The organism is Kineococcus sp. GCM10028916 (genome assembly GCF_042674865.1).
In the GTDB taxonomy this organism is placed as follows: domain Bacteria; phylum Actinomycetota; class Actinomycetes; order Actinomycetales; family Kineococcaceae; genus Kineococcus.
The window spans coordinates 70834-89525 of record NZ_JBHTFM010000006.1 but is presented as its reverse complement, the minus strand read 5'-3'; the positions used below and the strand labels follow the sequence as shown (position 1 = coordinate 89525).

General features: G+C 73.0%; 18 protein-coding genes. 8 read left to right on the top strand and 10 right to left on the bottom strand.

Annotated elements, in window-relative coordinates:
* Positions 1–6: 6 nt before the first annotated feature.
* Positions 7–393, top strand: coding sequence for a Sec-independent protein translocase TatB (locus tag ACFQ46_RS07605; protein WP_380258760.1), 387 nt, complete (start codon positions 7–9; stop codon positions 391–393).
* Positions 394–396: 3 nt separating this feature from the next.
* Here the strand turns inward: ACFQ46_RS07605 and ACFQ46_RS07600 are convergent, their stop codons facing one another.
* A complete protein-coding gene (locus tag ACFQ46_RS07600; RefSeq protein WP_380258758.1) occupies positions 397–1542 on the bottom strand; it encodes a P-loop NTPase in 1146 nt (381 codons plus the stop codon).
* Between the two features lie 117 nt (positions 1543–1659).
* Here ACFQ46_RS07600 and ACFQ46_RS07595 point away from each other — a divergent pair, with 117 nt between their 5' ends.
* A complete protein-coding gene (locus ACFQ46_RS07595; protein WP_380258756.1) occupies positions 1660–3027 on the top strand; it encodes a Gfo/Idh/MocA family protein in 1368 nt (455 codons plus the stop codon).
* Positions 3028–3106: 79 nt separating this feature from the next.
* Positions 3107–4324 (top strand): MFS transporter, encoded by a 1218-nt coding sequence (locus ACFQ46_RS07590; protein ID WP_380258754.1) that lies wholly within the window; start codon positions 3107–3109, stop codon positions 4322–4324.
* Here the strand turns inward: ACFQ46_RS07590 and ACFQ46_RS07585 are convergent.
* The 5 genes from ACFQ46_RS07585 to ACFQ46_RS07565 form a co-directional block, all read right to left on the bottom strand.
* A complete protein-coding gene (locus tag ACFQ46_RS07585) occupies positions 4252–5130 on the bottom strand; it encodes an AraC family transcriptional regulator (protein WP_380258752.1) in 879 nt (292 codons plus the stop codon). The genes ACFQ46_RS07590 and ACFQ46_RS07585 overlap by 73 nt on opposite strands.
* A gap of 36 nt (positions 5131–5166) precedes the next feature.
* Positions 5167–6213: an NAD(P)-dependent alcohol dehydrogenase gene (locus ACFQ46_RS07580; RefSeq protein WP_380258750.1), complete on the bottom strand. Its 1047-nt coding sequence runs from the start codon at positions 6211–6213 to the stop codon at positions 5167–5169.
* Positions 6214–6294: 81 nt separating this feature from the next.
* Positions 6295–8049 carry an ATPase, T2SS/T4P/T4SS family gene (locus tag ACFQ46_RS07575; RefSeq protein WP_328292385.1) on the bottom strand — a complete coding sequence of 585 codons (1755 nt, stop codon included), beginning with the start codon at positions 8047–8049 and terminating at the stop codon, positions 6295–6297.
* On the bottom strand, positions 8046–8747 hold the full coding sequence (locus ACFQ46_RS07570) for a DUF1003 domain-containing protein (protein WP_380258748.1): 702 nt from the start codon (positions 8745–8747) through the stop codon (positions 8046–8048). Before ACFQ46_RS07570 ends, ACFQ46_RS07575 begins: the two co-directional genes overlap by 4 nt.
* Entirely contained in the window at positions 8740–10047 is a 1308-nt protein-coding gene (locus tag ACFQ46_RS07565; RefSeq protein WP_380258746.1) for a magnesium transporter MgtE N-terminal domain-containing protein, read from the bottom strand. Before ACFQ46_RS07565 ends, ACFQ46_RS07570 begins: the two co-directional genes overlap by 8 nt.
* A 64-nt stretch (positions 10048–10111) precedes the next feature.
* On the opposite strand from ACFQ46_RS07565, the gene ACFQ46_RS07560 reads away from it, so the two are divergent.
* Both ACFQ46_RS07560 and ACFQ46_RS07555 read left to right on the top strand, forming a co-directional pair.
* Positions 10112–10711, top strand: coding sequence for a Dps family protein (locus ACFQ46_RS07560; RefSeq protein WP_380258744.1), 600 nt, complete (start codon positions 10112–10114; stop codon positions 10709–10711).
* Between the two features lie 133 nt (positions 10712–10844).
* Positions 10845–11651 carry a general stress protein gene (locus ACFQ46_RS07555; protein ID WP_380258742.1) on the top strand — a complete coding sequence of 269 codons (807 nt, stop codon included), beginning with the start codon at positions 10845–10847 and terminating at the stop codon, positions 11649–11651.
* An 82-nt stretch (positions 11652–11733) separates the two neighbouring features.
* Here the strand turns inward: ACFQ46_RS07555 and ACFQ46_RS07550 are convergent, their stop codons facing one another.
* Positions 11734–13326, bottom strand: a complete 1593-nt coding sequence (locus tag ACFQ46_RS07550) for an aminopeptidase P family protein (protein WP_380258740.1) — start codon at positions 13324–13326, stop codon at positions 11734–11736.
* 107 nt (positions 13327–13433) lie between these two features.
* Here ACFQ46_RS07550 and ACFQ46_RS07545 point away from each other — a divergent pair, with 107 nt between their 5' ends.
* From ACFQ46_RS07545 to ACFQ46_RS07535, 3 genes are read left to right on the top strand one after another with little or no spacing between them, the layout of a single operon-like run.
* The gene (locus ACFQ46_RS07545; protein ID WP_380258738.1) at positions 13434–14102 is read left to right on the top strand and encodes a DUF6758 family protein; all 669 of its coding nucleotides are present in this window, start codon (positions 13434–13436) and stop codon (positions 14100–14102) included.
* 56 nt (positions 14103–14158) lie between these two features.
* Positions 14159–15007 carry a PHP domain-containing protein gene (locus ACFQ46_RS07540; RefSeq protein ID WP_328292378.1) on the top strand — a complete coding sequence of 283 codons (849 nt, stop codon included), beginning with the start codon at positions 14159–14161 and terminating at the stop codon, positions 15005–15007.
* Positions 15004–15606 carry a MarC family protein gene (locus tag ACFQ46_RS07535; RefSeq protein ID WP_380258736.1) on the top strand — a complete coding sequence of 201 codons (603 nt, stop codon included), beginning with the start codon at positions 15004–15006 and terminating at the stop codon, positions 15604–15606. The genes ACFQ46_RS07540 and ACFQ46_RS07535 overlap by 4 nt, the downstream gene beginning before the upstream one ends.
* A gap of 5 nt (positions 15607–15611) precedes the next feature.
* On the opposite strand, the gene ACFQ46_RS07530 is transcribed toward ACFQ46_RS07535, so the two are convergent.
* From ACFQ46_RS07530 to ACFQ46_RS07520, 3 genes are all read right to left on the bottom strand, one after another.
* Positions 15612–16286 (bottom strand): oxygenase MpaB family protein, encoded by a 675-nt coding sequence (locus tag ACFQ46_RS07530; protein ID WP_380258734.1) that lies wholly within the window; start codon positions 16284–16286, stop codon positions 15612–15614.
* Between the two features lie 81 nt (positions 16287–16367).
* Positions 16368–18143, bottom strand: a complete 1776-nt coding sequence (locus ACFQ46_RS07525; RefSeq protein ID WP_380258732.1) for a DEAD/DEAH box helicase — start codon at positions 18141–18143, stop codon at positions 16368–16370.
* Between the two features lie 304 nt (positions 18144–18447).
* Positions 18448–18672, bottom strand: a complete 225-nt coding sequence (locus ACFQ46_RS07520; protein ID WP_328292374.1) for a DUF3107 domain-containing protein — start codon at positions 18670–18672, stop codon at positions 18448–18450.
* Positions 18673–18692 lie beyond the last annotated feature (20 nt).

The following is an 18692-nucleotide window of genomic DNA, read 5'->3' as shown; positions in this document are numbered from 1 at the left end:
CGCCACGTGTTCGGCATCAACGGGGGCGAATTCCTCGTCCTGCTCGTCGTAGCGCTCGTGATCCTCGGACCCGAGCGGCTACCCCACTACGCCGAGCAGCTGGCCGGTCTGGTCAAGTCTGCCCGACGCTTCGCCAAGGGGGCTCAGGCGCAGATGCGCGAGGAGCTCGGGCCGGAGTTCGACGACATCGACTGGCAGAAGCTCGACCCGCGCCAGTACGACCCGCGTCGCATCGTCCGCGAGGCCCTCACCGAGGCCTGGAACGACGACGACGACGAGCCGCCGGTCAAGAAGTCCACACCCGCCACGGGCGGCGGACTCGACCTCGGCAAGAAGTCGTCGACGCCGGCCGCCACGCCGGCGCCCGTCCCCTACGACGAGGACGCCACCTGAGGTTCAGGCGACGCTGACGCCCAGCCGCCGGCCCGCCAGTCCCCGCGGGCGGCGGGCGAGCGTGCGGGCCAGGTCGCGCATCGCGATCGACGCGGGGGAGTCCGGGTGCGAGAGCACGACCGGAACCCCCACGTCGCCACCCTCGCGCAGGGCCACGTCCATCGGGATCTGCGTCATCAGCGGCACGTCCGTGCCCAGCTTCTGCGACAGCGACGTCGCGACGGTCTGGCCGCCGCCGGAGCCGAAGACCTCGAGGCGCTGCCCGTCGGGCAGTTCCAGCCAGCTCATGTTCTCCACGACGCCGACGACGCGCTGCTCGGTCTGGGAGGCCACCGACCCGGCGCGCTCGGCGACCTCGGCCGCGGCGACCTGCGGGGTCGTGACGACGAGGATCTCCGCCTTCGGCAGCAGCTGACCGACGCTGATGGCGATGTCCCCGGTGCCGGGGGGCAGGTCGAGCAGCAGGACGTCCAGGTCACCCCAGAAGACCTCGCTCGCGAACTGCTGCAGGGCGCGGTGCAGCATCGGTCCCCGCCACGCGACGGGCTGGTTGCCGGGGACGAACATCCCGATCGAGATGACCCGCACGCCGTGGGCGCTCGGCGGGATCATCAGGTCGTCGACCTTCGTCGGCTTCCCGGTCACGCCGAGCAGGCGCGGGATCGAGAACCCGTGGACGTCGGCGTCGAGCACCCCGACCCGCAGACCGTCGGCGGCCATGGCGGCGGCGAGGTTCGCGGTGACGCTGGACTTCCCGACGCCGCCCTTGCCGGAGGCGATCGCGTAGACGCGGGTGAGGCTGCCGGGTTCGTTGAACGGGATGGTGGGCGCGGCGCTCGTCGTCCCGCGGACCTTGGTGGTGACCTCGCGGCGCTGCTCGGGCGTCATCGTGCCGAAGTGCACGCGGGCGCCCCGGGTGCCCTCGACGGTCCGGACGGCGGCGGTGACGTCGCGGGTGAGGGTGTCGCGCATGGGGCAGCCCGCGATGGTCAGCAGCACGCGGACGTCGACCAGACCGTCGGGGTCGACGTCGACGCCGTCGACCATCCCCAGGTCGGTGATGGGGCGGTGCAGTTCGGGGTCGTTGACGGAGCCGAGCGCGTGCAGGACCTCCGCGCGCACGCTCTCGAGATCCTGCGTGGGCGACATGTGCCCAGGGTACGTGGCCCGTGCCGCCGTGCGAGGTCGCCGGTGCGGTTGACCGCTCGGGGCGACGGTGACAGGGTTCCGCAGGAAAGCGCTTGCCGCCTCACCGTGGAGGATCTCGTGTCCGCTCGCCGCCGCTACGCCCTCGTCGGGGCGGGTTCCCGCGCGTCGATGTACCTCGGCGCCCTCGCCGGTGACCACGCCGCCGACGGGGAACTCGTCGCGATCGGCGACACCAACCCCGGCCGTCTCGACGTCCACACCCGACGTCTGCTCGCCGCGGGAGCGCCTGCCCCGCAACGCTTCGCCCCGGCGGAACTGGGGGAGACCGTGCGCCGCCTCGGCGTCGACCGGGTCATCGTCACCACCCCGGACGTCTTCCACGCCGACCACGTCGTGGCCGCGCTCGAGGCCGGCGCGGACGCCGTCGTGGAGAAACCCCTGACCACCACCGAGGACGGTGTCCGTCGCATCGCCGACGCCGTCGAACGCACGGGTCGCGACGTGCTGGTGACCTTCAACTACCGCTACGCGCCCCGCAACAGCGCCCTCAAGCAGCTCATCTCCTCCGGTGAGATCGGTGACGTCACCTCCGTGCACTTCGAGTGGCTGCTCGACACGGCGCACGGCGCCGACTACTTCCGCCGCTGGCACCGGCAGAAGGAGAACTCCGGCGGGTTGCTCGTGCACAAGAGCTCCCACCACTTCGACCTGGTCAACTGGTGGATCGACGGGGTCCCGACCCGGGTGTTCGCCAGCGGTGGGCTGCGCTTCTACGGCGCGGAGAACGCGGCCGCCCGCGGGCTGGGACCGCGCCCGGAGCGGGGGAGCTCCGACTCCCCGCTGACCGACGAGTTCAGCCTCGACCTGCGCACGAACGAGAACTACCGCGAGCTCTACCTGGAGAACGAGGGGTTCGACGGCTACCGCCGCGACGCCGACGTCTTCGACGCGGGCATCACCATCGAGGACAACCTGTCCCTCGTCGTCGACCACGCGCTCGCGAGCGGGGGACGCTCGTCGATGTCGTACTCGCTCACCGCGCACGCGCCGTGGGAGGGCTACGTCGTCGGGGTCAACGGCACCCGCGGCCGGGCCGAGCTGACCGTCGTCGAACGGGGGTCCGTGCTGAGCGAGGGCGGCGCGGTGGACCCGAGCATGCACCCCGAGGAGGTGGCGCAGGAGGAGACCCGTCCGGTCTCCGAACGCCTCGTCGTCCAGCGGCAGTTCGGGACCGCCCGCGACGTCGAGATCCCGGTCGGGGCGGGCGGGCACGGCGGCGGCGACGCGCTGCTGCTGCGCGACGTCTTCCGGGGGCCCGCCGAGGACCCGCTGGGTCGCACCGCGTCCTGGCGCGACGGGGTGCGCTCGGTGGTCGTCGGGATCGCCGGGAACCGCTCCCTGGAGACGGGTGAGGCGGTCCGCACCGCGGACCTCGACCTCGGTGCCGGCCAGGCGGCGCTGGGAGCCCGCCGCACGCCGTCCTGACCGCTCTCCCGGACGGACGGTGAGGGTCGCGCGGACGACGGGTCGCGTGGCCGCGCCGCCGTGGCCCCATGCTGGGGCCGTGACCAGCACCACCAGCCGGACCTCCCGCGTCCCCGCCCCCCGACGACCCCGCCGGACCGCCCCCGCCGACGGGCGGACCCCGTGGGGCGCCGTCGTCGCCCTCGGGGTCGGGATCTTCGCCCTCGTCACCGCCGAGTTCCTGCCCGCGAGCCTGCTGCCACGACTCGCCGCCGACCTCGGGATCACCGAAGGGGTCGCGGGACAGGCGGTCACCGCGACGGCTCTGATGGGGATCGTCGCGGCGCCGACCGTCGGGCTGCTGTTCCCGCGGATGGACCGGCGGACCCTGCTGGCCGGACTGCTGGGGCTCGCGATCGTCTCCGACGTCCTCGTCGCGACGGCGCCCGCGTTCTGGGTCGTCCTCCTCTCCCGGTTGCTGCTCGGGATCTCGCTCGCCGGGTTCTGGGGGCTCGCTCCGTCGGTGACCGCGAAGCTGGCCGCCCCGCAGCACCTGGGGCGGGCCATGATGGTGGCCAACGCGGGCATGCCGCTGGCCACCGTCACCGCGGTGCCCGTCGGGACCTTCCTCGGGGAGACCTGGGGGTGGCGGCCCGTGTTCTGGCTCGCCGTCGGCGTGACCGCCGTGGCGCTCGTCCTGCTGCTGCTGCTCGTCCCGCGCAGCGCGCCGACGGGCTCGCCGAGCCTGCGCTCGCTGGGGGAGACGCTGCGCTCGCGGGTCCTGCTCCTCGGCCTGGGCGGGATCGTCCTGGTCGCCGGTGGTCACTTCACCGCCTTCACCTACATCCGCCCGGCGGTGGAGCGGGTCCCGGGGATCACCCCGGGGCAGATCGCCCTGCTGCTCTCGGTGCTCGGCGTCGCCTCCGTCTTCGGCAACCTCGCCGCCGGCGCGGCCGCCGACCGCCACCTGCGCGCCGCGCTGCTCACCTCGCCGCTGCTCATCGGCCTCGGGGTCGCCTCCGTCGGGCTGTTCTCCGGCGAGTTCGTCGCCGTCGTCGTCGCGACCGGGGTCTGGGGCCTCGCGTTCGGCTCGTTGCCGACGCTGGTCCAGACCTGGCTCGCCCGCACCGCACCCGACCGGGTGGAGCAGGGTGCCGGACTGGTCACCGCGATGTTCCAGGTCGCCATCGCCGTCGGTGCGGCCACCGGTGGGCTGATCACGGACTCCGCCGGGGTGCGGACGACCTACGTCGTCGGGGCCGTCGCCGCCATCGCCGGTGGGGCGCTGCTGAGGGCCGCGTCGACCTCGCGCCACTGAGAGGGGGCGGCGCCGGTGTGGCGGCGGAACGCCCGGCTGAACGCGACGTCGGAGGAGTACCCGAGCCGGACGGCGGTGTCGGTGACCCCGCCCCCGTCGCTCAGCAGGCGCTTCGCCGCCTCCATCCGCACCTGCGCCAGGTAGCGGACCGGCGTCTCCCCGACGACGCTGCGGAACCGCTGCGCGAACACGGAACGCGACGCGAACGTCAGCCGGGCCAGCCCCTCCACCGTCCACGGAGCCCCGGGGTCGTCGTGGATCGCCTGCAGCGCCCGCGAGACGTCGTCGGCGTGCAGGAAGCCCTCGAGCACCCGCGCGCTCTCGCAGCCCGACTCCACCCACCACCGGATCGCGGCGGTGGTCACGACGTTCGCCAGCTGGGCGAGCACGGGGACGGACCCCGGCCGCCCGGCGGCCGACTCCAGCGCCATCTGGCGCAGCGCGAGCTCCACGAACGGGTCCTCCACCAGCACCCCGCAGGTGACCACGGCCGCGGGCATCACCCGGACCAGCAGGACCGCGTCGCCGGTCTCCGCGACCAGTTCGCCCGCGTGCAGCTCGGCCCGCTCCAGCACCGTGACGGTGTGGGTGCCGCCGCGGGGCAGCAGCAGGAACCGTCCGCCCTCCAGCCGGCGTGGGCCCTCGCCCTCCAGGCCGTCGACGAGCACGGCACCGCTGAGGACGAACAGGAACCGGACGTCGTCGCCCGTCCCCGCCCGGACGGTGCCGGCGTCGAGGACCTCGTGCCGGTAGTCCAGGACCGACCACCGCACGCACCGCAGGACCCGGCTCAGCTCGTCACCCACACTCCGGCAACCCCCGGGTCCCACGGGGTTGTTCCGTCAGAGCGACGGCACGACCACGGCGCGCCCGTGCAGGGTGCCCGCGGCGAGCTTCTCGTAGGCCTTCGGGGCGTCGGCCATCGCGAACGTCTCGGTGTGCATGTCGAAGACCCCCTGGTGGGCGAGGTCGACCAGCTCGATGAGCTCGTGGCGCGCACCCCAGTACGGGACGGTGACGGAGGCCTCGTAGGCCTGGCGGAAGAAGCCGACCTGCGCGGCGGCGGGGGTGTTGGTGATCCCGACGATCGTCACGTCGGACTCCACGTCGGCCACCGACATCGCGGTGTCGATCGTCGGCTGCGCGCCCACGAAGTCGAGGACGAGCTGAGCTCCTCGGCCCCCGAGCAGCTTCCGCACGTTCTTCGCCGCGTCCGCGTCCGACAGCACGACGTCGTGGGCCCCGACCGACGAGGCCAGCGCGAGCTTCTCGTCGCTGACGTCGAGGGCGATCACGCGGGCGGGGGAGAGGGCGCGCAGGATCTGGATGGCGAGGTGGCCCAGACCGCCGGTGCCGATGACGACGGCGACGGAGCCGGCCCGCAGCTTCGGCAGCGAGCGCTTGATCGCGTGGTACGGCGTGAGACCGGCGTCGGTCAGCGGGACGGTCGCGACCGGGTCGAGGTCGCCGATCGGGACCAGGTGGCGCGGGGAGTCGACGACCATGAAGTCCGCCAGCGCCCCGGGGGCGCCGAGTCCCGGCGGGTTGATCCCGAGCTCCGCCGCCCGCGGGCAGTAGTTCTCCTTGCCCTGCGCGCACAGGTGGCAGGTGCCGCAACCCCACGGGCCGTAGACGACGACGTTCGTCCCGATCTCGATGCCCTCGGCTCCCGGGCCGAGCTCGACGACGCGACCGGCGCCCTCGTGGCCCAGGGTCAGCGGCAGGCCGTAGGTGTACTGCTCCGCCGGGAGGCTCATGACGAAGTCGTCGGAGTGGCAGATCCCGGCGGCGGTCACCTCGAGGAGGACCTGGCCGGGGCCGGGGACGGGCTTCTCGATCTCCACGACCTCGGGGGCTGCTCCGATGGTCCGGTACTGCACTGCGCGCACGGTGGGTCCTCCTCGACGAGTGGTCTGTCCGTCGAGAAGTTTACTCCTGAAGCACTTTTTGAACGACAGGTGTCGCGCAGATCACCCCGCGGTGACGCGGATGACCTCCTCGAACGTCGTCTCGCCGCGCATGGCCTTGTCCAGGGCCGACTGGCGCAGCGTCTTCATGCCGATCCGCTCGGCCTCGGCGAGCAGCGCGGCCTCCGTCGCGTCGTGCATGAGCACCTTGCGCACGCTCGGGGTGACGTCGAGGACCTCGTAGACGGCGGTCCGGCCGCGGTAGCCCGACCCGCCGCACTCGGGGCACCCGGTGCCCTTGAGCGGGGTGGCGTCCAGGATGTCCTCGATGGTGAGGTCCAGCAGGGCGAGGGTGTCCTCGTCCGGGATGTAGCCGTCGGCGCAGGAGTCGCAGGGTTTGCGGACCAGTCGCTGGGCGATCGCGGCGGTCAGCGAGCTGGCCACCAGGAACGGCGCGGCCCCCATGTCGACCAGACGGGTCAGGGCCCCGACGGCCGAGTTCGTGTGCAGGGTCGAGAGCACCAGGTGACCCGTCATCGACGCCTTGAGCGCGAGCTCGGCCGTCTCGGTGTCGCGGACCTCACCGATGAGGACGATGTCGGGGTCCTGGCGCAGGACGGAACGCAGACCCGCGGAGAACGTCATCCCGACCTTCGCGTGCACCTGCACCTGGGTGATGCCGGGCAGCTGGACCTCGACGGGGTCCTCGAGCGTGATGATGTTCTTCTCGGGGCTCATCGTCGCGTGGATCGCGGCGTAGAGGGTGTTCGTCTTGCCCGAACCCGTCGGCCCGGTGATGAGCACCAGGCCCTGCGGTACCGACAGCGCCTTGTTGAAGATCACCAGCTGGTCCGGTTCGAAGCCCAGCGACTCCAGGGTCGGGACGTCGTCGCCGCGGGTGAGCAGACGGATCACGATCTTCTCGCCGTGCAGGGCGGGCAGCGTCGAGACGCGGCAGTCGATGGCGGACCCGTCGACCACCACGCGGGTCCGGCCGTCCTGGGGGATGCGGCGCTCGGAGATGTCCAGGCCGGAGATGATCTTGATGCGGCTGATCACGCTGGGGGCGACGCGCTTGGGGGCCGACATCACGTCGCGCAGCAAGCCGTCGACGCGGAAGCGCACGCGCAGCTGGTCGCGCTGGGACTCCAGGTGGATGTCGGAGCAGCGCAGGCGGACCGCGTCGGAGAGGATCCGGTTCACCAGCTTGACGATGGGGGCGTCGTCGTCGACGGAGCCGTTGAGGGCCGCCAGCGGGTCCTCGTCGTCGTCCTCGGTCGCGTCCTCGACCATCCGCGAGACCTGCGAGGTGTCCTCGGTCAGCGACCACGCGCGGGCCAGCTGGTCGCGGATCTGGGAGTCCATCGCGACGACGACGTGCAGCTCGGGGGTGCGGGTGTACAGCTTCACGTCGTCGAGGGCGAGGACGTTCGTCGGGTCCGCGGCCGCGACGAGGAGGTACTCCGGCGTCTTGTCCAGCACCAGCACGCGGCAGCGCTCGGCGACGGCGCGCGGCAGCAGCCGCACGACGTCGGGGGCCAGGGTCAGGCGGGAGAGGTCGACGTGCTCGAGCTGCAGCAGCTCGGCGAGGCACTGGGCCAGCTCGGCCTCGGACACCATCCCGAGCTCGACGAGGATCTGACCGAGGCGGCGACGCGGGCCCTCCACGTTGCGCTGCTCGGAGAGCGCGACCTCGAGGTCCTCGGGGACCAGCAGGCCCTTCTCGACGAGGACGTCCCCGAGACGCTTGCGGACCTGGGTGGCCGGCGGGGCAGCGTGAGCACCGGGGGCCCCGGGCGATTCGTCGAGAGTCGTCACCCGTTGGGTGTCGGCACCTCACCCTCCGAACCTGAATCCGCGGACTCCGGTTCAGCCGGTTGCGCGTCCAGGACCTGCGGCGAGGGGTTCGGAGCGGGCGTCTCGGCGACGCGCTTGCGCTTCTTCCCGTTCTTGCGCTTGGCGTCGCGCGAACCGCGCGAGGCACTCGGATCGCCGTCCTCCTCGCGCAGCTCCTCGAGGATCGAGCGCAGCTCCGAACGGACGAAGTCGCGGGTGGCGACGTCACGCAGCGCGATGCGCAGCGCGGCGACCTCGCGGGTCAGGTACTCCGTGTCGGCCAGGCCGCGCTCGTCGCGGGAGCGGTCCTGCTCGTTGAGGACGCGGTCCCGGTCGTCCTGGCGGTTCTGCGCGAGCAGGATCAGGGGGGCGGCGTAGGACGCCTGCAGCGACAGGACCAGCGTCAGGAAGACGAACGGGTACTGGTCGAAGCGGAAGGCACCCGGGGTCAGCGTGTTCCAGAGCGTCCAGAGCACCACGAAGGCCGTCATGTAGACGAGGAACGTCCCCGTCCCCATGAAGCGGGCGAACTTCTCCGACGCGCGCCCGAACGCGTCGGGGTCGACCTGCGGACGGGCCAGCAGCTGACGACGCGCCTCGCGCGGGGTGTCCAGGGAGACGCTGTCGTTGCGCACCAGGCGGGGGCCGGTGCGGGACCGGCCGGGTTCGCGCTCAGCCACGGGTCACGCCCCCCGCGCTCGGCTCCTCGAAGACGGGTTCCTCGGCGTCGCGCCAGTCGTCGGGCAGCAGGTGGTCGAGGACGTCGTCGGCCGTCACGGCGCCCAGCAGGTGCCCGTCCTCGTCGACCACGGGTAGCGACACCAGGTTGTAGGCGGCCAGCTGGCGCGTCACCCCCTGCAGCGTCTCCTCGGGGGAGAGGGGGGTGATGTCGTTGTCGAGGATCTGGCCCAGCGGCGTCTGCGGCGGCTCGCGCAGCAGCCGCTGCAGGTGCGCCGTGCCGAGGTAGCGGCCCGTGGGCGTCTCCAGCGGCGGCCGGCAGACGTAGACGGCGGTGGCCAGCGGGACGCTCAGCTCGGTGCGGCGGACGTGGGCCAGGGCCTCCGCGATCGTCGCGTCGGGGGCCAGGACGACCGGGTCGGAGGTCATCAGACCCCCGGCGGTGCGCTCGTCGTAGGCCAGCAGCCGTCGCACCGGTTCGGCCTCGTCGGGGTCCATCAACGCCATCAGCCGCTCGGCCTGGTCCACCGGCAGCTCGCTCAGCAGGTCGGCCGCGTCGTCGGGCTGCATCTCCTCGAGGACGTGGGCGGCTCGGGCCCCGGCCAGGGCGGAGAGGATCTGGACCTGGTCGTCCTCGGGGAGCTCCTCGAGGACGTCCGCGAGGCGTTCGTCGTCCAGCGCCGCCGCGACCTCGAGCCGTCGCTTGGGCGTCAGCTCGTGGATGACCTCCGCGAGGTCGGCGGCCTTGAGCTCCTCGAAGGCGGCCAGCAGGTTCGTCGCGCCCTGGTCGAGGTCCGGGGCGGCGAGCCCGACGACCCCGCCGACGACGGCGTCGAGCCCGATGGTCATCGTCTCGCCGCGGCGGCGCAGGCGACCGGAGAGACCACGCGGCGCCCGGCCACGGCGGACGAAGAGCTTGGTCAACTGCCAGTCGCGCGGTCGGACCGGTTCCAGGCCGAGGTCCTCGATCGTCGCCTCGCCGCTGCCGTCGGCCAGGTCCACCGTGCGGTCCAGCAGTTCGGCCAGCAGCAGGGTCTCGGTGCCGCGCTGCTCGAAGCGGCGCATGTTGACGATGCCGGTGGTCAGGACCTGGCCGACCTCGACGTTGGTGACCCGCGTCATCGGGACGAAGACCCGGCGCCGGCCGGGGACCTCGACGACGAGGCCGATCACCCGGACCGGACCGCGGGGGCGGATCATGCCGACGACGTCACGGATGCGCCCGACCTGGTCGCCCTGGGGGTCGAAGACCGACGTTCCCGCCAGCCGGGCGGCGAAGACGCGTGTGGTGGGGCCGCTCACACCGTCCAATCTAGGCCCCGATCTTCAACGCGCGGCACCGCGGGCGGCCTCCTACCGTGACCACATGGCCAAGGAGAGCAAGAAGATGAAGTCGGAGGGTCTCCCCTCCTTCACGATCCCGGGCATGACGCTGGAACAGGGTGCCGAAGTGGCGGCCCTGCTGCAGGACCGGCTGAACGCCCTCACCGATCTGCACCTCACGTTGAAGCACGTCCACTGGAACGTCGTCGGCCCGAACTTCGTCTCCGTCCACGAGATGCTCGACCCGCAGGTCGACGCCGTCCGTGAGATGGCCGACACGACCGCCGAGCGCATCTCGACCCTGGGTCTCTCGCCCATCGGGACCCCGGGTGCGCTCGTCGCCGACCGCTCCTGGAACGACTACTCGATCGGCCGCGCCGGCGCGATCGAGCACCTCGGTGCCCTCGACCTCGTCTACGTCGGCGTCATCGAGGACTACCGCCGCGACATCGCGGCCACCGAGGAGCTGGACCCGGTGACCCAGGACATGCTCATCGGCCAGTCCAGCCAGCTCGAGCAGTTCCACTGGTTCGTGCGCGCCCACCTCGAGACCTCCGGTGGCGCGCTGTCCACCGCCGGGGCCTCCAGCGAGGTGGAGGCCCGCGGCCAGGCCCGGGCCGGGGTCAAGCGCAAGACCGCGTGAGGTTCGTCGGGGAGCCGCGGGGCACGTCCCGCGGCTCCCTGACGTTGTGCAGGGTGTCGATGATCTCCACCTGAGACCATCGACCGATCCCGCGCGAAGGTCACGGGACGGGTAGACCGGTGAGGATGTAGAGATGTCGAACCTCGGGCCCATGGGTGGTCCGCAGCGGATCACCACCCCCACCCCGCCGTCCGGGGACGCGATCGGCCGGTACGCCACCTACTCGGAGGCGCAGCGGGCCGTCGACTTCCTCTCGGACGAGCACTTCCCGGTGCAGAACGTCACCATCGTCGGCAACGGCCTGCAGATGGTGGAACGCGTCACGGGGCGCCTGACCTACGGTCGCGCCGCGGGCGCCGGTGCCGGGTCCGGAGCCTGGTTCGGTCTGCTCGTCGGCCTCATGCTGTCCGTCTTCGGCAGCGGCGGGTCCGGTGCGTTGTTCACCGGCATCCTCGTCGGGGCCGGGTTCGGGATGCTCTTCGGCGTCATCTCCTACGCGCTCACCGGCGGGCGCCGCGACTTCACGTCCTCGTCGCAGATCGTCGCCTCGGAGTACACCGTGCTCTGCCTGCCGCAACTGGCCGGTCAGGCGCGCGAGGTCCTCTCCAAGCTGCCCAACGGCCTCGGCCGCGGCACCGGCCCTGACTTCTCCAAGCCGACGGGCCAGTCGCAGTGGGGTGCCCCGGACCCGGGTGCGCGTCCCGCCCCGTGGTCGCCGCCGTCCAGCGGTGCGCACCTGCCGCCGCCGCAGCCCGGCAGCGCCCCGGCGGACCAGCCGCCGCCCCCGCCTGGTGAGCAGCAGCCCGCCCCGGAGCCGGTGATGGACCTCTCGGGTCCGACCTACGCCGAGAAGGTGGAAGAACAGCGCCGGGCCCGCCGGGCCGCCGAGCAGGCCGCGCACGACGCCTCGCAGAACCCCCCGGCGCGCGACCGGGAGTGATCTCCGCGCCCCTGGCGTGGGGACCGTTGACGCTTCGGGTCGATCGGTTCGGCCCGAAGCGTCAACGGTCCACTCCTGAGGATCAGCGCAGCGACGCCATCCACGCCTCGACGTCGTCGGGGGTGCGGGCCAGCCCGGCGGTGAGGTTCTCGACGCCGTCGGCGGTGACGAGGACGTCGTCCTCGATGCGAACGCCGATCCCGCGCAGTTCCGCGGGGGCGAGTTCGTCCTCGGTCTTGATGTAGATCCCGGGTTCGATGGTGAACACCATCCCCTCGCGCAGTTCCGCGTCGAGGTACATCTCCTTGCGGGCCTGCGCGCAGTCGTGCACGTCGAGGCCGAGGTGGTGGCTCGTGCCGTGCGGCATCCACCGGCGGTGGAACTGCCCGCCGGGTTCCATCGAGGTCGCGACGTCCACGGGGAGCATGCCCCACTCCGCGATCCGGTCGGCCACGACCTTCATGGCGGCCTCGTGGACCTCGCGGAACCTCACCCCGGGCTTCGCGACGGCGAAGGCGGCCTCGGACGCGTCCAGGACGGCCTGGTAGACCCGGCGCTGCGCGTCGGTGAAGGTGCCGTCGACGGGCAGGGTGCGGGTGACGTCCGCGGTGTAGAGGGAGTCGACCTCGACGCCGGCGTCGACGAGCAGCAGCTGGCCCGCGGTCACCGCGCCGTCGTTGCGGATCCAGTGCAGCGTGCACGCGTGATCGCCTGCGGCGGAGATGGTCTCGTACCCGACGGCGTTGCCCTCGACCCGGGCGTTGCCGTCGAAGACCGCCTCGACGAGACGCTCGCCGCGCGGGTGGCCGATCGCGCGCGGCAGCGACCGGACGATCTCCTCGAAACCGCGGATGCTGGCGGCGACCGCCGTCCGCATCTCGCCGATCTCGTGCTCGTCCTTCACGAGGCGGAGTTCGGAGAGCGCGGTGACGAGTTCGTCGTCGGCCTTGTCCAGCGCCTCGCCGGAGCGCAACGGCGCCACGAGGGCGGTGACGGCGGGGTCGGCGTCGGGCACCACGCGCAGGCCCGTCGCGGTCTCGTCGTCCAGCGAGGACCCGATCTCGTCGGTCAGGGTCGCGACGTCGTGGCAGGTGATCCCGGTCTGCGCGGCGAACTCCCGGAGCGTGGGACGGACCCCCACCCACAGTTCGCCGTAGCGGGCGTCGGCGAAGAACTCCTCGGTGTCGCGCGCGGCCTGCGGGCGGACGTAGAGGACGGCCTCGTGACCCTCGGCCCGCGGGTGCAGGACGAGGACGGCGTCGGCCTCGCGATCGCTGCCGAGCCCGGTGAGGTGCGCGAACGCCGAGTGCGGCCGGAAGCGGTAGTCGGTGTCGTTGGAGCGGCGGACGAGCGTCCCGGCGGGGACGACGAGCACCTCGTGCGGGAACAGCGAGGAGAGCACCTCGCGGCGTCGCGCGGCGAACGGCGCCGACGGGGCGGCGTCGAGGTCCTCGGCGGGGCGCGGCCCCCAGCCCTCGGAGATGAACCTGCGGAACGCGGCCGAGCGGGGCGTGGCCCGGTGCGACGACATGTTCTCGCCGTCGCCCTCCCCGTTGACCTCCCCGTCGCCCTGCGTGACGGTGGCGCCGTCGGTCTCGGGGGCCTGCACGTCGAAGGTCTCCTCGACGGATCCCTCGGGCCGCTGCGTCGTCTGCGAAGTCGCTCCTGGAGTCACCCGACCATCATCGCCCGCGGTGCCCGCGTTGTCCCGCCACCCCCACCGGTCATGACCCCCTGTGACCAGCAGTTGACGATTCCCGGGTCGGGGGGTCACGGTGGGGCATGGGCGGTACAGCGAGGTGCCCCCGCTGCGACGGAGCGGTGCGGGCACCCAGCATCTGGCACTCCTCGGCGACCTGCGCGGTCCACGGGGAGGTGGTTCCCCTGCAACCCGCGCAGCGCGCGGACGGCGAGCACCTGGCCTGGGTCGCCCGGCACTCCGACGTCCCCGTCTGGATGCCGTGGCCCCTCCCCGACGGCTGGCTCGTCACCGGGACGCGCTGCGTGCGGGACGAGAAGCACGAGGCGCAGGCCGTCGTGGTCGCGGTCTCGGGCCCCCACCACGGGGTCGGGGGGTCGCCCGTCGCGGACCTGCTGCTGGTCTCCGAACAACCGGGGACCGGTCTCGGTGCCCACCTCGCCGGCCGCGACGACGTCGACCCGGGGGAGGGGATCGTCAGCGGCCGTCCCGCGGCGCGTCCGCACGCCGGCGGTGCGGCGACGCCGCTGTGGGGGGTCGACGCCGACGGTGACCGCGCGGTCCTGGTCGGGGAGGCCGGCGGGGTCTGGCTGTGGGCGCTGCTCTGGCCCGCCTCCGCCGGGTTGACCCTCTTCGACGACCTGCAGCTCATCGACCTGCGCGATCCCGCCCACGAACTCGACGTGCCCTGCGGGGCGTTGTCGCCCCGGGTCTCCTGGACGGGACCCGAGACCGTCGCCCGCGGCGCCTGAACGGGCGCGCCACGCGTGTGGACGGGATCACCGGTCACGGCACGTAAGCTCGTGGGGTGCGCATCGATCTGCACACGCACTCCAACGCCTCCGACGGGACCCAGTCGCCGGCCGACGTCGTGGCCTCCGCCGCGCAGGCCGGCCTCGACGTCGTCGCCCTGACCGACCACGACACCAGTGACGGCTGGGTCGCGGCGGTCACCGCCGGCGAGCGGCTCGGAGTTCGCGTGGTTCCCGGGGTGGAGATCAGCTGCCTGCGTCGCGGCGTCTCCGTCCACCTGCTCGCCTACCGGCACGACCCGACCGACGAACCCCTCGTCCGGATGCTGGCCGAGTCGCGCACCTCCCGTGCCAGCCGCGCCCGGCAGATGGTCGAACGTCTCGGCCCCGACACCGGTCTGCGCTGGGAGGACGTCCTCGAGCACGTCCACGGCGACGCCACGATCGGGCGTCCGCACATCGCCGACGCCCTCGTCGGCCTCGGCGTCGTGGAGGACCGCGACGAGGCCTTCGCCACGTTGCTCTCCGGCCGCAGCCGCTACTTCGTCCCGCAGACGGCCCCCGACCCGGTCGAGGCCGTCCGGCGGGTCCGCGCGGCCGGCGGGGTGCCCGTCATCGCGCACCCCGCGGCGTCCAAGCGGGGCAGCTGCATCGGCGACACCGACATCGAGGCCATGGTCGAGGCCGGTCTCGCGGGCCTCGAGGTCGACCACCGCGACCACTCCGACGCGGAACGCGCCCACCTGCGCGACCTGGCCTCCTCCCTGGACCTGCTGATCACCGGGTCGAGCGACTACCACGGCACCGGCAAGCGGAACCTGTTGGGGGAGAACACCACCGACCCCGAGGTCCTGGTCCGCATCGACGAGCTCGCCGCTGCCCCGCACGAGGTCGGGAACGCGTGAACCTGCAGCTCTTCGGGGAGACCTTCGTCACCCTGTTCGTCATCATGGACCCGTTGGGGACCGTCCCGATCTTCCTCGGGCTGACCGCGACGTTCAGCGCCGCCGAGCGCTCCCGGGCGGCGCGCCAGGCCGTGTTCGTGGCCTTCGGCGTCATCGTCGCCTTCGCCCTCTTCGGTCAGCGGATCCTCGACTACCTGCACATCAGCCTGCCCTCGCTGCAGGCCGCCGGTGGTCTGCTGCTGCTGCTCATCGCCCTGGAACTGCTGACCGGCAAGAGCGACGAACCGACGAGCACCGTCGGGGTCAACGTCGCGATGGTCCCGCTGGGGACCCCGCTGCTGGCCGGGCCGGGCGCCATCGTCGCCACCATGGTCTTCGTCCAGCAGGCGCACGACTGGGGTGACCGGGCGGCGATCGCCGCCGGGGTCATCGCGGTGCACGTGACGCTGTGGCTCGCGATGCGCTTCGCCGGTCTGGTCCACAAGGTCCTCGGCGACTCCGGCGTCCTGCTCGTCACCCGGGTCGCGGGTCTGCTGCTGTCGGCGATTGCCGTGCAGCTGGTGGCGGACGCGGTCCGGACCTTCGTCGTCGAGAGCTGACCGGCTCAGAGCCCCCGCAACTGCGCCCTCAGGTCCGCCCCGCCCACCGGAGCAGGACCCCGGCGGGCCCACCACGGCAGCACGCTGACGGCGAGGCGGCAGGCCTGCGCCCAGGAACCGGGCAGGGCCTCGTCGTCGTAGCCGGTCAGCGAGCGGGCCGGGGCGTCCAGGTCGACCTCGGCCCGGACCGCGGCGACGTCGGCGGCGACCTCGTCCGACGTCGCGGACAGGTCGTCCGGTTCGGCACCGAGCAGGACGGCCGTGCAGCGCTGCTCCCGGACGTAGCGCTCCGCGGCCGCCCGGGTGGGCGCCTCGCCGGCGGCGGCGGCGGTCAGCAGCACGGTGTGCACCCGCAGCGCGTGCCGCAGGGCCGCCAGGTCGGGGTCGTGACCCTCGGCCCGGACGTGCCGACCGCCGTCGAGGGCGCGTTCGCGCGCCGCGAGCGCCATCGCCCTCACCGGGTCGCACGACGCCGCGCGCAGCAGTGCGGCCGCGTCGAGCACGCGTCGCCAGGGGTGGCGTTCGTCCTCGAGGACCGGCCGCAGCCGGGGGTGGCGTTCCTCGACCAGCGCGGCGGCCAGCAGCGCCACCTCGAGGGTCGGCCCGGCGTGCAGGACCTGCGACACGCTCGGTGGGGCCGCGGGTCGGGCGGTGACTGGTGCTCGCGTGGTTGCCGTCACCCCACCAGGGTGCGGTCGAGTCCGGGTGGTCGCAGCTCGGACGGGTCCCGCCGGTGGTGCGGCGGGACCCGTCCGACCGGGTCAGTCGACGGCGGGAGCGGGGACGGCGCTCTCGTCGCTGCCCTGCTCGGCACTCGCGTCGGCGGTCTTCGCGCGGCTGCGACGACGGCGACGCGGCCGCTCCGCGGTCTCGCCACCCTCGGCAGGTGCCGGGATCTCCTGGGTCTCGGCGACCGCGGGAGCCTCGGGGGTCACCGCCGCTCCGTCCGCCCCGACCGGGGTCTCCACGACCTGGGTCTCGTCGAGTTCGACCCCGCTGCGGGTCCGGCGGCGCTGACGGTCGCGGCGGGGACGCTCGACGCGTTCCTCGACGACACCTTCCTCGGCGGCGACAGCGGTGGGGCCGGCGTCGCGACGGGGACCACGGGCGCTGTCACGCCCACCGTCGCGCCCCGACTCCCGGCCACCGTCCTTGCGGGGGCGTCGGCCCTTGCTGGCGCCGACCTCCCCGAGGTCCTCGACCTGCTCGGCCTCGAGGCCGGCGCGGGTCCGGCTCGCGCGCGGGAGACGGCCCGTCGTGCCCGCGGGGATGTTCAGGTCGTCGAAGAGGTGCGGCGAGGACGAGTACGTCTCGACGGGTTCGCCGAAGCCGAGACCGAGCGCCTTGTCGATGAGGCCCCAGCGGGGGAGCTCGTCCCAGTCCACGAAGGTGACCGCGACACCGGTGTTCCCGGCGCGGCCGGTGCGACCGATGCGGTGCAGGTAGGTCTTCTCGTCCTCGGGGCACTGGTAGTTCACGACGTGGGTGACGTCCTCGACGTCGATGCCGCGGGCGGCGACGTCGGTGGCGACGAGGACGTCGACCTTGCCGGCGCGGAACGCGCGCAGGGCCTGCTCGCGGGCGCCCTGGCCGAGGTCACCGTGGATCGAGGCCGCCGCGAAACCGCGTTCCTCCAGCTGCTCCGCGACGGAGGCGGCGGTGCGCTTGGTGCGGCTGAAGACGATGGTCAGGCCACGGCCCTCGGCCTGCAGCAACCGGGCCAGGACCTCGACCTTGTCGAGGGCGTGGGTGCGGTAGGCGAACTGCGTGATGGCCGCGACGGTGGCTCCGTCGTCGGTCGGGTCCACGGCGCGGATGTGGGTGGGCTGACGCATGTAGGAGCGCGCCATCGCCACGACCGGGCCGGGCATCGTCGCCGAGAACAGCATCGTCTGCCGGCCCGGGTTGGTCTGCGAGAGCAGGCGTTCGACGTCGGGCAGGAAGCCGAGGTCGAGCATCTCGTCGGCCTCGTCCAGGACGACGCACTTGACGTTGGAGAGGTCGAGGTGACGCTGCTGCGCGAGGTCGAGGAGACGACCCGGGGTGCCGACGACGACGTCGATGCCCTTGGTCAGCGCGGCGATCTGCGGTTCGTAGGCCCGGCCGCCGTACACGGTGAGGATGCGGGCGGGGTAGTTGCGGCTCGCGGTCGTCAGGTCACCGGCGACCTGGGTGGCGAGCTCGCGGGTCGGGACGATGACCAGCGCCTGCGGCTTGCCGGGGTTCGGCAGGGCGTCGTAGTCGGGGTCACCCGGGACGGCGGTGCGCTGCAGGAGCGGGACGCCGAAGCCGAGGGTCTTGCCGGTACCCGTCTTGGCCTGGCCGATGATGTCGTGCCCGGTCAGCGCCACCGGCAGCGTCATCGACTGGATGGGGAACGGGGTGGTGATCCCGGCTCCGGCGAGGGACTGCGCGATGCGCGCGTCGACGCCGTGCTCGGCGAAGGTGCCGACGGGCGGGGCCACGTAGGGGGCCGCTGCGGGGGCGATCTGGTCGGACGTCTCGGTCTGGGCGTCCGTCGTGCTCGAGTCGGTCATGCGTCTCCCGTGCAGGGGGCGGCGGCGTCGACGACCCGCACGAGCTCACCGGGTGGGGAGCGCTCGAACCCTCCGTGAGGAGGTCGTCAGGCGGGACGTGCGGCCGCGTCGCGGCAATCGGCAGCCGATCGTGACTGGCGACCGGGCAACCATGAACCTGACCATGGTAACCGTGTCACCCCGCGTTCCGATGCGTGTCGCCCCGTCACATCGCGCCCGTCACGTCGCGCCCGGCGGGTGCGGCGCGACGTCGCGGTGGGTCTCCACCGCGACGTCACACCTCGTCACACCTCGTGCCCGCCCGTCAGGACAGGCCGAAGCCCACCTTGCGGACCTCCGAGGCACCGATGTCGATGTACCCCAGCGACGCCGCCGGGACCACCACGAGGCGTCCCTTCTCGTCCACCAGCCGCAGCACCGTGCCGCCGGACAGCGCCTCGGTGACCGCCGCGGTGATCTCCTCGCTGGTCTGGGCCGACTCGAACACCAGCTCGCGTGCGACGTTCTGCACGCCGATCCGAACCTCCACCGCAGTCCCCTCCCGGGTCT

Excerpts from the sequence above, each read along its gene's own strand:
- ACFQ46_RS07600 (WP_380258758.1), bottom strand. The coding sequence starts at position 1,542 with ATGTCGCCCACGCAGGATCTCGAGAGCGTGCGCGCGGAGGTCCTGCAC.
- ACFQ46_RS07560 (WP_380258744.1), top strand. The coding sequence starts at position 10,112 with ATGGCCAAGGAGAGCAAGAAGATGAAGTCGGAGGGTCTCCCCTCCTTC.
- ACFQ46_RS07555 (WP_380258742.1), top strand. The coding sequence starts at position 10,845 with ATGTCGAACCTCGGGCCCATGGGTGGTCCGCAGCGGATCACCACCCCC.
- ACFQ46_RS07545 (WP_380258738.1), top strand. The coding sequence starts at position 13,434 with ATGGGCGGTACAGCGAGGTGCCCCCGCTGCGACGGAGCGGTGCGGGCA.
- ACFQ46_RS07525 (WP_380258732.1), bottom strand. The coding sequence starts at position 18,143 with ATGACCGACTCGAGCACGACGGACGCCCAGACCGAGACGTCCGACCAG.